This window comes from Brasilonema bromeliae SPC951 (assembly GCF_012912135.1).
Taxonomy (GTDB): domain Bacteria; phylum Cyanobacteriota; class Cyanobacteriia; order Cyanobacteriales; family Nostocaceae; genus Brasilonema; species Brasilonema bromeliae.
Genome location: NZ_QMEB01000014.1, coordinates 1 through 16,715 on the forward strand (window position 1 = coordinate 1; position 16,715 = coordinate 16,715).

A 16,715-nucleotide genomic window follows, 5' to 3' on the forward strand; every position below is an offset into this window, starting at 1 on the left:
GCAGGGGAGCAGGGGAGCAGGGAACTCTTAACTCTTAACAGAACCTCGTAAAATCTCACTTTTGCAAGAGGTCTATTGTTTGTGAGTCCCTATTCCAAGAGTCCTAATTCCCATTTTTCGGCTTCAGTGCGAGCAACATCTCAACTTGAGTAGTTGTTTTGTCGGGGCTAGTAGCAGTCAAACCCAAACCGCGAATGGAACTTATGATAGCACTTGTCTCGGGAGTCATCGGCTGCTGTTGTGCAGTGGCAAGACGATTTAACAGAGGTACGGTTTTGTCCATATCTAAGTAAAAATATCCACCGTTAGGCTTTTGGAGAGTGCTAGTAACGGCTTTGAAGTTGTTGCTACCTTGTAAAGACTCACCTTTACGATCTGCAAGCGTTTCAGCTATCGGACCACCAATGGTGACAAATACGGAGTTATTATCTAGCCAGCCGTGTGCTAATAAAGCTCCTTGTTGAGGAATTTGCCATTCTGTGACTTCTTTACCAGCGATATTTCTTTTTGCGACATTGACTGATTGTGCTTTGACAAAGTCATCGAGTTTGTTGAGGGTGGCGGAAGCCATTTTGCGATCGCTCGTGTGGAAAACCAACGCTCCCCCAAAACCAATCTGCGCCAACACACCTTGATTTGATGGAATAGCAGCAAAACCGAATTCTCCATCCATCCACCCGAAAATTTCTTTATCTAGGTCAATATTGACTAATTTCAGTTGTGCGCGAGCTTGTTCAAGCGTAAGCTTCAACTCAGGAGTATCTTTTGATTGTTCCACAAGCGCTGACCACCAGTTACTAATTCCCTTTCCGCTGAGTATGGCAATTGTATCAGCAGGAAATTGAGATACCACATCAGCAGAAGTGTTTGGATACTGGTATTTGACCAATTCTGGGTCTAACTTGGCAATGGCTTTCATTCTCACACCCACATTATCAATTCCTACACCCGCCACCATAGATTTCATCTGCTTTAATTGCTTCATGGTTTCTGGAGGAATCGGCGTTGCGTTGGGATTTGCGGTTATTAATTGCTGTACCATGTTGCGATAGTCAGGTACATAAATTTGTGCCAAGGTGTTGTCTACATTGACACCGCTTGTTAACATATTTTGTGCACCTTCTTTACTTGCAAAAGAAGGTTCACCTTTGTAGGTATCAATTGCATGCTCTACAGATTGCTTTTCCGGAGCAATAACAATGTAAGTCGTGTTTAAAACCGCTGTATAACTGTGTTCATTTTTACCAGTCGTTTCGATAATTTTTTCGCCTTTGTAGTCACTTTCCTCTACCTTGACATCTTTTTGTGCCTTCAATTTATTAGCAAAATTCAAGGCACCCAATTTATCCTTGATTCCCACTACAATCAAGATTTTAGATTCCTGTGTCGCTTGCGGAGTATTCTGTGCAACAGGTTTTGCTGGACTTGAGGGTAGCATGGCAACCATGACACCACCTACCCAAGGTTTTAAATCTTGTTCATAAGAAATGTTACTATCAGTTGACAGTTTTTTATTTAAGTTTTCCAAACCTTTTGCGACTATCTGTTGCGCTTGGGGAGTGCCAAATTGCTCCAATTTTGCCCAAACTTTTGGGTCAGTGGAAATGTAAGTTGCCAATATTGCCTCATCTGGCACGACTTTAGCAGCACCCAAAACACTAGAGATATCTCCAGAGGGACCACCTTTAAAATACATATATGCTGCTATTCCTCCTGCTACAACTAGGGCAGTACTAACAGCAGGAATTAAAAATTTTGATCGACTTTCGGGCATTGTAAAGATTCCCTTTTCTTCAACAAATTATCTTAGATCTCAGTAAAAACGCCATTGTGGATTTTGCGGATTCACAATCTATCTACACTCATTTATCGGGATTTAGTGTAAGAATTGTCAACCAAAGAAATAATGGGTATAATAGCGCTCTAAGTAGAAGTTCAAAAGCGTCAAGAACAAATCCACAAATGATATTGTTCTTTATCTGAAAAATATATTCCTTTTGGTGGTAACAAGCTATTCTAAGCTATATAAAACCATCAGGATATTATTACAGAATTTCAATTTTTTGGGCGCAAAACACTGTATGCTCAATGACAACAGTGTACAAAATGTTCAGGGTGTATCCTAAGTTGATATGGGATAACACGCGAAAAAGCTGTTTTTTCCTTACAACATCCATAAGGAATTTTCAGGGTTACCAAGGTTCAGTAAACATCAATGTCGCAGTACTTTTTTGATACAGAAAAAAAACGGTATAAATCTTTTGAATTACCTGGGGCAAAACCGCACTACAATCCTGATCATCCTGGACAAGTAGAGCATATTTTTTTAGACCTCAGTCTGGATATCGTTAACAAAAAATACCAAGGTCGTTGTAGTATAACACTCAAACCAATCCGCAACGGTATTGATCGTTTAAATTTAGATGCTGTCAACTTAGGTATCGAATCAGTACAAGTGGATGGAAAAGCGCAAAACTTTGACTACGATGGACAACAGTTATCTATCCAACTCGAACCACCTACACAGGTTGACAAGCGCCTTGTCATTGCTATTGATTACTCAGCAGACAAACCACAACGCGGTTTGTACTTTATCCAAAGCGACAAACACTATCCTCATAAACCCTCCCAAGTTTGGACTCAAGGAGAAGACGAAGACTCTCGCTTTTGGTTCCCTTGCTTTGACTACCCTGGACAACTTTCTACCTCTGAAATTCGTATCCGCGTCCCCAAACACCTGATAGCAATTTCCAACGGCGAACTCATTGCTGCTGAAGAACAAGGTGAGGACAAAATCTACCACTGGTCACAGCAGCAAGTTCATCCGACCTACTTAATGACTCTAGCAGTAGGTGACTTTGCTGAAATTCGTGATCAGTGGAACGGTATACCTGTCACATACTACGTCGAAAAAGGTCGCGAAGAAGATGCTAAACGTAGTATGGGCAAAACTCCCCAGATGATAGAGTTTTTGAGCGAAAAATATGGCTATCCATACCCTTACCCCAAATACGCTCAAGTTTGTGTTGATGACTTCATCTTTGGGGGAATGGAAAATACATCTGCAACACTGTTAACTGATAAATGTTTGCTAGATGAAAAAGCTGCATTAGATAACCGCAACACAGAAAGCTTGGTTGTCCATGAACTGGCGCACCAATGGTTTGGTGATTTGCTGGTGATTAAGCACTGGTCTCATGCTTGGATCAAGGAGGGGATGGCTTCTTACTCCGAGGTTATGTGGACAGAGCATGAGTACGGTACTACTGAAGCCATATACTATCGTTTACTGGAAGCTCGTAGTTATTTGGCTGAAGATAGTACTCGCTATCGCCGTCCAATGGTCACCCATGTTTACCGGGAAGCTATTGAACTTTATGACCGCCACATCTACGAGAAAGGGTCATGTGTTTATCACATGATTCGGACCCAATTGGGAGAAGAATTGTTTTGGAAAGCAATTCAAACATTTGTACGGGATAATGCTCACAGAACCGTGGAAACAGTCGATTTACTACGGGCGATTGAAAAAGCAACTGGGCGCAATCTCTTGTTTCTTTTTGACCAGTATGTCTATCGAGGTGGTCATCCTGATTTTAAAGTCGCTTACTCCTGGGATTCTGATAGCAAGCTGGCGAAGATAACCGTGACTCAAACTCAAGCAAGTGTCGGAAATAATAGCGATTTATTTGACTTAAAAATCCCTATCGGTTTTGGGTACGTCCAACAAGGAGACTTCGAGACTTCCTCCTCCACTCCTTCACAGACTAGCTATTGTGACCTTAAGACTTTCACAGTACGAGTGAATGAACAAGAACAAAGCTTTTACTTCCCTCTTGACCAAAAACCTCAATTTATCAGCTTTGATGTGGGGAATCATTTCTTAAAAACGGTGTCTCTGGAATACCCAGTACCAGAGTTGAAAGCACAGTTGGAATTTGATCCCAACCCTATCTCCCGCATCCTAGCAGCTGAAGCTTTGGCGAAAGGCGGCGGTAATGAAGCCCTAAAAGCGCTGTCTGCTGCACTCAAAAATGACCCCTTCTGGGGTGTACGCGTTGAAGTGGCTAAACAACTTGCAGAAATCAAGCTGGATCAAGTCTTTGATGAGTTAGTTGTTGGTTTAAAGGATAAGAGTCCATATGTCCGGCGTGCTGTGGTGGAAGCACTTGGAAAAATCAAAACTCACGAAAGCTACAAGGTGTTGAAAGAACTCTTGGAGGTGGGCGATCCTAGCTACTATGTAGAAGCTACAGCAACTCGTGCTGTAGGAGCAATAGCGGCTGCGACAACAGAAGAAAAACCTAAGGAAGAAAAGGTCATCAAGCTGCTAAAATCCGTTTTGGAAGAAAGGGCGGGTTGGAATGAGGTCGTACGCAATGGTGCGATCGCAGGTCTAGCCGAACTCAAAACCTCAGAAGCCGCTTTAAATCTCCTCATGGAATACACCCACCTTGGTGTACCACAACCCTTGCGTTTAGCCGCAATTCGTGCTCTTGGGAAGATTTCTGTTGGTCAAAATAGTGCCAATGTGCAACGGATTTTAGAGCGATTGACGGAAATTTCCAAGGAAACATTCTTTTTAACTGAAATAGCAGTAGTCACAGCCCTTGGACAAATGGAAATCGCCAAAGCAATTGGAATTTTGCAAGCCAAGGCTTACCAAACACCAGATGGGCGCGTACGTCGCTACGCTGAGGAAGAGATTTCCAAGGTGCAAACCAACATTGGTTCTGAAAATGCGCTGCGTCAGTTACGTTCTGAAGTTGACCAACTTAGACAACAAAACCAAGAACTCAGAAGCCGCTTAGAAAACTTGGAAGCAAGATCTAAGTCGTAACAGATACAACAGCGCTTCCCATTTGCGTATTCCATGCGGTAGCGAATATTGCTGTGCTCTTGACCACTAGATCTGCGATTTAGTGGTCAAGACTTTGATTGGGGGTTTGAATTCCCCACTCATTGTCTGACCTTCAGCATAGATGCTTTGAATACTTCTGCTTTCTTCAAGCATCTTTTCAGATTTGGGCGTAGACAGAGGTCAAAACATCCTTTTTTTTTACAATTGGCTTTATTAAGTTGTTGTAAAGTTTATTTTTTTTATTTATAAGTGTATCAGATGCACATAATATCATAATGTTGTTCTCATTAATGTAAAATTTATCAAAAAAATATAAATATTCTGTAAAGAAAAGATTGATGAAGTAAAAATTGGCTTCAGAAATATTACTATTTGATAAATGTAATCAGACCTAAGTGTAAAAATTACAGAGAAATTATGTGCCTTTTTTGAAGGTAAAAAACCTTTTATGTGTTTGTACGACAGTGGTTATAAATCTTACAATATGCCAATATGATACTGATACAGTTCCCAGTTGATTATGATGATTATGACTATCGGAGGAATGCAAAAACGCTCAAATTTCTATAATGTGTAGGAGGATATATTTAAAGTTTTTGAGTGCTTTTTGACAATTAAAAAACATTTGATCTTTTGTACAAAAGTTGTGCAGGGTAGTCCCCATGCGTAAACCTGTGATCACGATATTTTACCAGTTCAATCCTTGGAACGCCACAATAGGAGGTATACAAACACTCATAAATACATTCATCAAATACGCTCCAAGCGAGTTTGATGTAAAACTCGTAGGAACTAATACTGATCCAAAAAAGCCTGTTGGTAAATGGCAACAAGCAGAATTCGCAGGTAGAGAAATTGCTTTTTTGCCCTTATTTACACTGGAAGATGATAACGTCCGAAGCTTAATTCCAACAACCCTAAAATATACAGCAGCTCTTTTAGGGCATCGTTTTGCTTCCGACTTTATGCATTTTCACAGGATAGAGCCAACAATAGCAGCTCTTAATTGGCAGGGGGAGAAAACTCTGTTTATCCACAATGATATACAGACGCAAATGCAAGCGCGTGGTGATAAAAAAGCAATTCTTTGGCGAAGATTTCCCGCTGCATATTTTGCATTAGAAGGTTTGTTAGTTCGCCAGTTTAACCAAATTCTCTCGTGTAATACTGATGCAGCGCAACTATATAAGCAGCGTTATCCTAACTTGCAAGACCGAATTGCGTACATCAAAAATTCTTTTGACAATGGAATTTTTTACCCATTAAGAGAAGATGAACGAGAAATCAAAAGACGAGAACTGGCGTCTCGGCTAGGTGTGGATGAACAGACTCGTTTTATTTTATTTGCTGGGAGGCTTCATCCTCAAAAAGACCCGATTCTGCTAGTACGTGCGTTTGCTACTTTAAACGAGCCTCATATTCACCTACTCATAGCAGGGGATGGCGAGTTAGGAGTAGAAATCCGTGCGGAAATTGCAAGACTAGGACTTGTAGATAAGATTACAATGCTGGGAGCAGTGACTCAAAGTCAACTTGCACAGCTTCATCGTGTCTGCAATGTTTTTGTCCTCAGCAGTGCATACGAAGGTCTACCTTTGGTGGTTTTAGAAGCGCTTGGGAGTGGGACTCCAGTCGTCACGACTCAATGTGGTGAAACCCCAAAATTACTGACTGCTGACAGTGGGGTTGTTTGTTCTGAACGAACGCCTGCGTGCATTGCAGATGCTTTACGGAAGGTGCTTCTACATCCAGGAGATTATCCGACAGAATCTTGCGTGCGGACTGCAAAGCCTTATGCAGCTAGTACGGTTGTTCAGCAAGTTTACAGCGAAATGTTAAATCGCTGGGAACAGCGCAATAGCATTGCTCTTCAGGTCTGAACACAATTCGCTGTCAAAACAAAAACTAAGAAATAAAAAAGACGAAAAATTATAGTTATCAGGGAGAGGCAATGCTTTTTTAGAGTTCAAAAATTTGAAACAAAGAAACAGATCTTTTTTGTGTTCCCACGTCCTGTGTTCTTGTTTCCATCTCTGTTACGAAATGTAACTTGATTTCGATTTGTACATGCTTTTCCATCGCAAAACTAGCACGGCTTAACTAGTATGAAAATTGCTGTCATTGGTGCAAAAGGTCTACCTCCCAAACAGGGCGGCATTGAGCATTACTGCGCAGAAGTGTATCCTCGTATGGTAAAACAAGGACACTCTGTTGATTTATTTGCCCGCTCCTCTTATACGGACAGTTCCTGGCAAGAACCTTATGACTATCAGGGCGTCCAAGTTATCTCTTTACCTGGTTTTGGTTTAAGAGGAGTGGATGCTCTGGTGACGTCGGCATTAGGAGCGATCGCAGCCTCCACCACAAAATACGATATCATTCATTTCCACGCTCTGGGTCCATCTCTATTCACTTGTTTACCAAAACTTATCAATAGTGCAAAGATTGTTGTAAGCTGTCAAGGTTTAGATTGGCAACGTGCTAAATGGGGCAGCTTTTCAACTCGCGTTATTCAAATGGGAGAGAAGGCTGCAGTTCGTTTCGCTGACGGATTGATTGTCGTATCTAATGTGCTGCAAACCTACTTTTCGCAAACTTATGGTAGGAACACAGTCTACATTCCCAATGCCCCAGCCAGATATGGTGAGTCAGACCCCAATTTTGGTTACGGTACTCAATTAGGTCTTGAGCAAAAGCGCTATATTGTCTTTTTGGGTAGACTGGTACCAGAAAAATGTCCTGACTTGCTGGTTGACGCTTTTACTGCTTTGAATCCTCCTGGATGGAAACTGGTTCTAGCTGGCGGTGTGAGTGATACGAAATCATTCACCTCACAACTGTTACAAAAGGTTGCAAATCATCCAAATATTGTCTTTGCAGGCGAACTGAGGGGACAACGTCTTTGGGAAATTGTCCGGGGAGCAGGGTTATTTGTTCTTCCCTCTAATTTAGAAGGACTACCTCTAGCTATGTTAGAAGCGATGGAGGAAGAGATACCAGTCGTAGCAAGCGACATCCCACCTCACAAGCAATTAATTAGTGGAGGTCGCGGAAAATTATTTGAAGCTGGAAACCTCACCTCTTTGATTCGCACCTTAGACTGGGCAATACATCACCCACAAGAACTAAGAGCGATGGCTGTGCATGCAAAAAAACATGTACAACTGAATTATAGCTGGGATCACATCACCTCGGAAACCCTAAAACTCTACACAACACTTCAAACCTCCTGTGAACCAGTACATATTTACAAACAAAACCAAACTGGACTTGCAGAGGTTTTGGGGAAAAAATAAGCAGTCAAGGTAGTCGTTTGTCATTTGTCATCCCGCAGTGCCAAGTAAGTTTCCAACTGGACAGCGACTGCTTAGGGCAGTCCAGGAGGAAACTCTTGTGAAGGCGACTGGCGCTTTTCGCAAAGTGTACTGCATCCGCAGAACTTACAGTGCAACCGTGCCGTAGGCATAGGGCAAACTCAACCAAGTTATTTGTTCAAATTTTCATGAGTCATGAATCATGACTCATGAAACAAGAGGGAAATATGTAATGGAAAAAGGAATCTCAAGTGTACTAGCAGTGCTGACGCGGCGAAGTCTTCCCGCAATAGCTGCATTTGTTGCTGTGATGGGTGGGGCGATCGCATATCTTGCAGTCACCCCAAATAAATATGAAGCTTTAGCGCGACTGATGCTGGACGACAAAAGAGTAAGTGTCTCAGAATTAGGTCGTGATCTCACCCAAGTGTCTGCAAACGCACCAGGAATTAGTCCCTTAGCTGACCAAGCAGAACTGATCAAGTCGCAACGTGTTCTCGAACGAGCGATCGCAATTGCTTTTCCCAAGACTTACGGTAATTTATCTCTAAGTCCTGTCTCAACTGCAGAACTCAGTCATAATTTAAAAGTCAAAATTGTTCCAGCAACCAATATTTTGGAACTGAGTTATCAATCTCGCGATCCTCAGCTTGCTGCAAAGGTACTCAACGCCGTTTCTCAAGCGATGGTTGAGGACAACGTAAAAAGCATAGGTCTTGAGGCTACAAAAGTCAAGCAATTTTTGGAACGCAAACAAGTACCCGAGGCTGAAAAAAAGCTGCTACAAGCTGAAGATCTTGAAAACAAATACAGAAAATCAAGCGGTATTGTCTCCCTTGAAGAACAAACAAAAAGCTTAGTGCAGAGTATAGCGACTCTGGAAGACCAAGAACGTACTCTGTCGGCTCAACTTCAAGAGATAAAAGCGCGAGATGCATCCTTACAGCAAGTTACCAAAAATACAAACCTGAACAATGCCTATTCATCTGTTCGTAGCGGACAAGACGACGAAATCAAGAAGTTGCGAGCTAAGTTATCAGAATTGGAGAATAAGATCATCGAAACTCGTTTGCGCTTAACAGACGAGCATCCAACTGTGAGGAATTTAGTTGGAGAACGGGATGCCTTGGGTAAAGTATTATCAGAACAACTCGCTCGCGTGTCCTCAAAAGATCAAAGCGTCTCCACAAAAAATTTCGCTGGTGATCAACTCTCTCAAGAACTGAACTCCAAATTTATCCTCAATAGAATCGAAGAATCTGCAGTTAATGATAGGCTGAAAGTCTTGCAGGCTAAGAAAGCTGAACTCCAGAAGCGTCTTGCCCAACTACCCATTACACAGCAAACCCTAACTGTACTAACCCGAAAACGGGAAGAAGCCGCAGTATCTTTGAAGTTTCTACAAGGCAAACTTGAAGAAGCACGGCTGACAGAAGCACAAAAGGTGAGCAACATTCGTGCGATCGAAAATGCTGTAGCACCATCATCACCATCTGAACCCAAGCAGAAAGTAGTATTAGCACTTGCTTCTGTGTTTGGAACAATGCTAGCCGTTGGCGTTGTGTTACTTCTAGAGGTGATGGATAATACACTACGCGATGCTGCCGAAGCCGAAGAACTACTACAGCTACCATTGCTAGGAATTTTACCACGTCTAAGCGCTAAAACGCTTGTTCTTGAGCCAGCCAATCAATTCTTAGATAATATGGAGTTGATTGAACCTTACCGCACACTCTTCAAAACTTTGGAGTTTCGCAGTAAGGAGCAATTGCGGGCAATCGTTGTCAGTAGTACCATATCTGGAGAAGGTAAATCTGTCGTCGCATCACACCTTGCTGCCGTTGTAGGTATGCTATCTTGGCGAACATTGATTATTGATGCAGATTTGCGAAGACCTTCCCAGCACACACTGTTCAATCTAGCTCCTGGTCCAGGGATTACCGATGTGCTAGAAGGAAATGTATCCTTGCTGGATGCCGTGCAGCCAACAGATATTGAGAATTTGGATGTATTGACTTGTGGCAATCAACACGCACGTCCTTCGCAATTACTAGAGTCAATCGCTATGAAGTCTTTGATGGCAGAAGCGGCTGAAAATTATGATTTAGTGATAATAGATACGCCACCCTTAACTGCTTGTGCGGATGCTTTAACATTAGCTCAAGAAGGTAATGGACTTATGCTGGTTGCACGTCCAGGCTTCACGGATAAAGAAGTTCTCTCAAGATGTGTATGGGATTTAACACAAAATCGGATATCTATCCTGGGAGTCGTGGTGAATGGAATGACACATCTGACACAAAATTACCGTTATCCGACTTATCGTTACCGACCTCGACTACCCAAATCTCAGAAGCAATTGATTGGTGCAGGAGATAGTAGTAGAAATTCTGCGAACGGTATGAGGCAGAGGTAAGAATGTTGACCAAACAACACTTCAGTCCTTCTTCTCGTCTGGGACTCTTGATTGGGTTAGCAGGTGTGGTGGTTGGTTTGGTAACAGGATTCCTGATAGGAAGTACCAAACCTCTCTACTTGGGCTTAGCTTTGGGTGCAATACCATTTCTTTTTTACTTTTTTACCAAGTTTGAACAAGTCGTTCTCGGACTTTTAGTTTTACGTACCTCTCTAGATCCTTTCTCTGGGCAACAAATACCAGCTATGTTTGCTCTGGGGCTAGATGTTCTCACTTTGCTTTACGTAACAGTGATGTTACTGAGAAGGCAAACTGTACAGACTGACCGCTTTTGGTGGTTCTTTGCTGGCTGGGTGATCTTACAAGGCTTATGGGTGGTACTCCTGTGTTTGGGAGGGTTGGGATTAGCTGCTGGGTATTTGTCAGACAGCATCCGTGAATGGATTCGTCTTTTTTCATGGTTGATGGTCTATCTGTTGGTGATGCAGCTTAAAGACCGAGTTCCTCCTGAGAAAATGATCTCTGTGCTGTTCTTAGCTCTGGTAGCACCACTCGTGGTAGGGTTGATGCAGATGTTCATACCTTCTGTCTTACCCGCTTTTCTCTCAGCGCAGAATTATGATGCTGGTTCAATATCATCTGAAGGTTTTCGGATCAAAGGGACAATTGGTCACCCTAATGGGTTTGTCACCTTGCTGTTACTATTTATTGGTTTAACCTGGTGGAAACTCAGGCAATCAAGACAAAGCTTTGTGTGGTTGTTGTTGCTAGGTTTACTAGCATTTTTTTATGTCAGTACTAAGGCCTTATTTGGCTTGATGATGATTGCTACCTTCGTTGTGGTTTTGGTTGCTCCCAGATTAAGCCCAGTAAACCTCATAGGTGGAGTTTTATTCGTAGTCCTTGTCCTGGGACTGTTTGCTAGCACCGAATTTGGACGAGAACGCCTGAGTTCACTCGCCAACACACCCCTACTCAATCCAGATATTGATGTATCGCGGGCTATTTTACTTTCCCAAAGTGATAATAATAGTTTTAATTGGCGAATTTCCCAATGGTATACTTTGTTAAATGCTTGGCGTCAGCATCCCTTCTTAGGTTACGGTTTGGGATTGAGTGTTAATGTAGCCACTAATAAGTTGCTTCCTCACAATGATTACGTCCGAGCATTAGTAGAAGGGGGGGTACTTGGTTTTGTAACTTTTTTAGTGTTTCTTGTGGGTCAGGGTGTGCGTCTTATCCAGCTGATGCGATCGGCACCTCCTAGGAGTGCTCAACGTGAGTTATGTTCAATTATGTTCGCTATTTCTCTAGCGATACCTGTCGGGATGATTACAGAAAATATCTGGAGTCATACAACTCTGTTTTTTTATTGGTTCACTTTAATGGCAGTCGCAGGGTGGAACTGGAATGAACAGACTGTAGATAGCAGTACTGCGTTGATCCGTTCTCCAAAGCATTTTTACTGATGAAAAAAATTATGGGTTGGAAACTTTAAAATTTATGTCAGCAAAAAGACTAAATCTCATTCAGGTTTTTCGAGGGTTAGCAGCAGTACTCGTAGTATTTGCCCACACAGACCTCATATATAACCAAAATGTCAATCAAGATTTTCTGTTTAAAATGTTCTTGTTTGGGGGGTCAGGTGTAGACTTTTTCTTTGTTTTAAGCGGTTTTATTATGTTCTATATTCATTACAAGGATATAGGTCATCCAGATAAATTAGGAACATTTTTCTCGAAACGCTTTACACGCATCTACCCACTTTACTGGCTCATCTTAACAAGTAAAATATTGGCATCTTTTTTATTCTCTTACGAGCCTAATACTAATGCTCGTGGGATTGGAGAGTTTATTAAAGCTTTTCTACTCTTTCCTCAAGATAGAACAATTCTCTCATCAAGCTTTCTTGGAGTAAGTTGGACACTCAGTTTTGAGATGTTCTTTTACCTGATGTTTGGGGTGTTGATTTGCTTGAAACCTAAATTTTCTTTTCCGATCATTGTTGGTTGGTTATCAGGCGTCTTTCTTCATTTCCTTGGTGTCATTCAATTCCCTCAAGATAATCTACTTATTCAATTCCTTTTTTCTGATTATAATTTGGAATTTGTTTTAGGTAGCTTAGCCGCATACGTTGTGTTAAATAAGAAAGTTAGCAATGGAATACCATTACTATATGGAGGGCTTTTTCTCTATACGTTATCAGTTATCAATTCTTGGTACACCATAATCCAATTATCATCTGTTGTTCTATTCGGCATTCCTTGTACACTAATTGTTATAGGTAGTGCTTCTTTGGAACTTAGAAAAAATATTAATGTACCTGTTTTTCTTGTCTTTTTAGGAAACGCTTCATACTCTGTCTATTTAGTACATGGTTTCTTTATGAATCAGATGACAAAGATTTTGAGTAAATTACCATTTCCTCTTTTTGAAAACTTGGTAGTCTCAAATATTGTAGGATTCATTATTTCCATCATAGCTATCATGTGTGGGTGCGTTATATATTCATATATCGAAAAACCGTTGCTCACATATTTCAAGCCAAAAGCAGTGACAACCTAGTACTTTACCAAGGCAACTTTGAGGGGTAGAAAAAAACCACGAACGCGAGTGCGTGTCCTCTGGACATAGGCGCAAAGAACGCGTTAGCGCAGCGTGCGCCCTTGATGCATAAAAAGAGAAAAAGAAGATGAATTTGAAAGTTGATTAACCAAGCATTGTTGGTTTGGCTGACTACTAGCCTAAATAAGTTTCCCGGATTTCTTTTGTTGTCTATAAAGTCGTTTAACGATGACCACAAAAACTATTAGCACCAATAACACCACCCAATTGAGTGCGAGAGGTGAACGACCTTACCGAATAGTTTTAGTCCATCCCAGTACCGGAGTTAACTGGAGTGGTGGATCAGAAATTGTGGCGATTGAGCTGACTCGCCGCCTCAGTTCCTACTTTGAAGTCGAACTGCTTAGTGGCGCTGCTTGTGGCTCGTTTAGCCACCCCATTCCATGTATTCCCCGTTCCTATGCTTATGATGCTGTGCGTCACCCTCTGATTGCACCGCTAGTGGGTAAATTCTCAACTCCTGAGATTGTCGTGGAACATCTAACCAGTTTCTTCCCTTGCTTGTTCCACTTGCTCAGGCATCCTGCTGACCTTATTTTTCCTCACAATGATTATGGTGGATTGGCAATGGCAGCTTGTGTCAGAGCGCTGACGGGGACGCCGATACTCTTTACTGAACACAATAGCTCAAATGCAGATGGGAAATGTTTGCAGCGGAATCTTCGTTTTCGTCCAGATCATCTCGTCGTGTTGGATGAAGCGACAGCAGCATTCGCCCATAATTTGAAACCGACGCAAGCTGTCAGTGTGATTCCTAATGGTGTGAATCTTGAGCAATTTACACCAGAGGGAACAGCAATCAATCTTGGGTTACCAAGACGAATCGCGCTGTGCGTGGCTAGTTTAAGCCGGAAGAATCATAAGCGAGTTGAACTAGCCATTCAAGCAGTGGCTCGCTTACCTCACGTTAGTCTTTGTATATGTGGAGATGGACCGGATCGCGCCTACTTTCAAGCGCTGGGAGACGAATTGCTCGGACCACAACGGTTTGCGATTCGGACTTTTCCCCATGACCAGATGCCAGAAGTTTACCGCAGTGTGGATGTATTTACACTCCCTTCCATTAACGAGCCATTTGGGCTTGTCTACTTAGAAGCTATGGCTAGCGGGTTACCTGTTGTCACTACTGACGATCAGATGCGGCGATATCTGGTCGGTGATAGTGGTATTTTGTGTGATGTTACTAATCTGGATAGCTACACAACTGCCATCAAAGACGCGCTGTGTGGTGACTGGAGTGAACGTGCAAGACAGAATGCTGCTCGCTTTAGTTGGGATGCGATCGCATTACGTTATCGCGATGTGATTTTAGAAACGATTTTGCAGTCCAAGAAAAAAGTGTCGTTACCAACTCATTGAATACAAGAGGGTCATATGCCGAAAGTTTCTGTGATTATTCCAGCTTACAATGCTATGGCTTACCTCAGAGAAACTGTGGAGAGTGTGCTCAAGCAGACGTTCACAGATTTTGAAGTCTTAATTGTTGATGATGGAAGTTCTGATGGAACTGTGGAGTGGGTTTCTCAAATAAAAGATCTACGAGTTCGACTGATTTCACAGCAAAACCAAGGTTCATCTGGAGCACGCAACACAGGAATTTCTGCTGCTGGTGGAGAGTATATCGCGCTTTTGGATGCTGATGATATTTGGGAGCCAACGAAACTAGAAAAGCAAGTACGATATCTAGAAAAAAATCCATCAGTCGGTTTGGTAGATACGTGGACAGTTTTAATAGATCAGCAAGGTAAGTCCACAGGCAGAGTTGTTGTTTCCTACGCAGAGGGAGACGACGTATGGAAGCAGCTTGTTCAGTTTAAAACAGTATGCGCTTGTGATAGTACACCTTTGATTCGTCGCAGTTGTTTTGAAACGGTTGGGTTATTTAACCGAGAATTACCATTTCTTGAAGATTTAGATATGTGGATTCGCCTTGCTTCGCGATATCGTTTTGCAGTTATAAAAGAACCCTTAGTTCGCTATCGCCAACATCCAGGTAGTAAGTCTACAAATTGTCAAGGAACTTTGGAGGCTTTTCGTACAATTGTTGAGAAAGCTTTTGAGTCAGTTCACGCAGATTTACTGCCTTTAAGAGAAAGAGGATATGGTCGTATTTATCTCTACTTAGCTTGGAGAGCTATTAATAATAAAGATTATGAGCAAGCGCTGCATTTTAATCATCAAGCCGTTGCTCATTATCCACAACTTATTTTTTATTGGGAATTCATCCGCCAAACCATAGCTTTGACACTATTGAAAACACTCGGGCATCAAACCTATGACAAAATGAAAACACTTCTTCAATCATTGCGGCGACAGACATCAACGAATAATGGACAATGGAGAATAGGAAATAGTTAGTAGGGAGTGAAGGAGTGAGAGACAATTGACGAGTGTTTTTCTCTTCCTCATTTACCTAAGAATTCCTTGTTTTCTCTTATCTATTTTCTTGTAATCAAGTTAGTTTTTTCAATGAAAGAGTTCAAAAATATGTCCAAAGTTACTGTTATTATTCCGGCATATAATGCCATGAAATATCTCCCGCAAACAGTGGAGAGTATTCTGAATCAGACACTCACAGATTTTGAAGTCTTGATTATTAATGATGGCAGTTCCGATGGAATTGTTGAATGGGCTTCTCAAATCACAGACTCGCGAATCAGATTGATTTCCCAAGTAAATCAAGGGACAGCTGCGGCAAGAAATAAGGGGATTTTTGAGTCTAAAGGCGAATATATTGCCTTTTTAGATGCTGATGATATTTGGGAACCAACTAAATTAGAAAAACAAGCCCAATGCTTAGATAATAATCACTTGGTGGGTTTGGTAGACTGTTGGACAGCTTTTATAGATGAGAATAGCAAGCCCACGGGTTTAGTTATGAGGAACGATACAGAGGGTGATGTCTACAAGAAAGTTGTAGAATCATGTGACAGTCCTGTTTGCTGTGGAAGTTCACCGATGGTACGTCGTTCTTGTTTCGACACCTTGGGCTTGTTTGACCGGGAGAGTTATATTGAAGATGTAGATATGTGGATACGTATCGCCACTCGCTATCACTATGGAGTGATCAAAGAACCTTTAGTGAGGTATCGCCAGCACCCAAACAACAAATCTAAAGATTGCGAATCAATGTTAAGAGGTTTTCGCCAGTTAATTGAGAAAACCTATCGTTCTTTACCCACAGATATTTTACACCTCAGACCTCGGAGTTATGGTCGATTGTATGTTTTTTTAGCATGGAGAGCCATTGATACGAAAGATTACAAACAGGCTTTTCATTATAGTCAGCAAGCATTTGCAATGTATCCTCAACTGATTTTGAAACCGTGGTTTTCTCGCTTAAATATTGCGATCGCAGTCATGAGATTTCTTGGACCTGATGGATATGAGAAAGTGCGGTCTTTTAATCGCAGCCTACGCCGAGGCTTGTTTGCTCGTGCAACATGAAGAACAAAGAAATTCGGAATTCGGAAGAAAATTGTCCGATTATTTTTCTAGT

10 protein-coding genes are annotated in these 16,715 nt (G+C 41.8%); 9 read left to right on the forward strand and 1 reads right to left on the reverse strand.

The features are described from left to right. Positions 1-103: 103 nt before the first annotated feature. Positions 104-1,774: a DUF3352 domain-containing protein gene (locus DP116_RS03245; protein ID WP_169153803.1), complete on the reverse strand. Its 1,671-nt coding sequence runs from the start codon at positions 1,772-1,774 to the stop codon at positions 104-106. A 441-nt stretch (positions 1,775-2,215) separates the two neighbouring features. On the opposite strand from DP116_RS03245, the gene DP116_RS03250 reads away from it, so the two are divergent. The 9 genes from DP116_RS03250 (at position 2,216) to DP116_RS03290 (ending at position 16,663) form a co-directional block, all read left to right on the forward strand. Beyond that, positions 2,216-4,840, forward strand: a complete 2,625-nt coding sequence (locus tag DP116_RS03250) for a M1 family metallopeptidase (protein ID WP_169153804.1) — start codon at positions 2,216-2,218, stop codon at positions 4,838-4,840. A gap of 683 nt (positions 4,841-5,523) precedes the next feature. Then, positions 5,524-6,741: a glycosyltransferase gene (locus DP116_RS03255; protein WP_169153805.1), complete on the forward strand. Its 1,218-nt coding sequence runs from the start codon at positions 5,524-5,526 to the stop codon at positions 6,739-6,741. A gap of 225 nt (positions 6,742-6,966) precedes the next feature. Next, entirely contained in the window at positions 6,967-8,157 is a 1,191-nt protein-coding gene (locus DP116_RS03260) for a glycosyltransferase family 4 protein (protein WP_169153806.1), read from the forward strand. Between the two features lie 250 nt (positions 8,158-8,407). Then, complete coding sequence (locus DP116_RS03265; protein ID WP_169153837.1) at positions 8,408-10,591, forward strand: GumC family protein; 2,184 nt, start codon at positions 8,408-8,410, stop codon at positions 10,589-10,591. A 2-nt stretch (positions 10,592-10,593) separates the two neighbouring features. After that, on the forward strand, positions 10,594-12,060 hold the full coding sequence (locus tag DP116_RS03270) for an O-antigen ligase family protein (RefSeq protein WP_169153807.1): 1,467 nt from the start codon (positions 10,594-10,596) through the stop codon (positions 12,058-12,060). A 34-nt stretch (positions 12,061-12,094) separates the two neighbouring features. Next, positions 12,095-13,156, forward strand: coding sequence for an acyltransferase family protein (locus DP116_RS03275; RefSeq protein WP_169153808.1), 1,062 nt, complete (start codon positions 12,095-12,097; stop codon positions 13,154-13,156). Positions 13,157-13,384: 228 nt separating this feature from the next. Continuing rightward, entirely contained in the window at positions 13,385-14,575 is a 1,191-nt protein-coding gene (locus DP116_RS03280) for a glycosyltransferase (protein ID WP_169153809.1), read from the forward strand. A 15-nt stretch (positions 14,576-14,590) separates the two neighbouring features. Then, positions 14,591-15,574, forward strand: a complete 984-nt coding sequence (locus DP116_RS03285; RefSeq protein ID WP_169153810.1) for a glycosyltransferase family 2 protein — start codon at positions 14,591-14,593, stop codon at positions 15,572-15,574. Positions 15,575-15,703: 129 nt separating this feature from the next. Continuing rightward, on the forward strand, positions 15,704-16,663 hold the full coding sequence (locus tag DP116_RS03290) for a glycosyltransferase family 2 protein (RefSeq protein ID WP_169153811.1): 960 nt from the start codon (positions 15,704-15,706) through the stop codon (positions 16,661-16,663). Positions 16,664-16,715 lie beyond the last annotated feature (52 nt).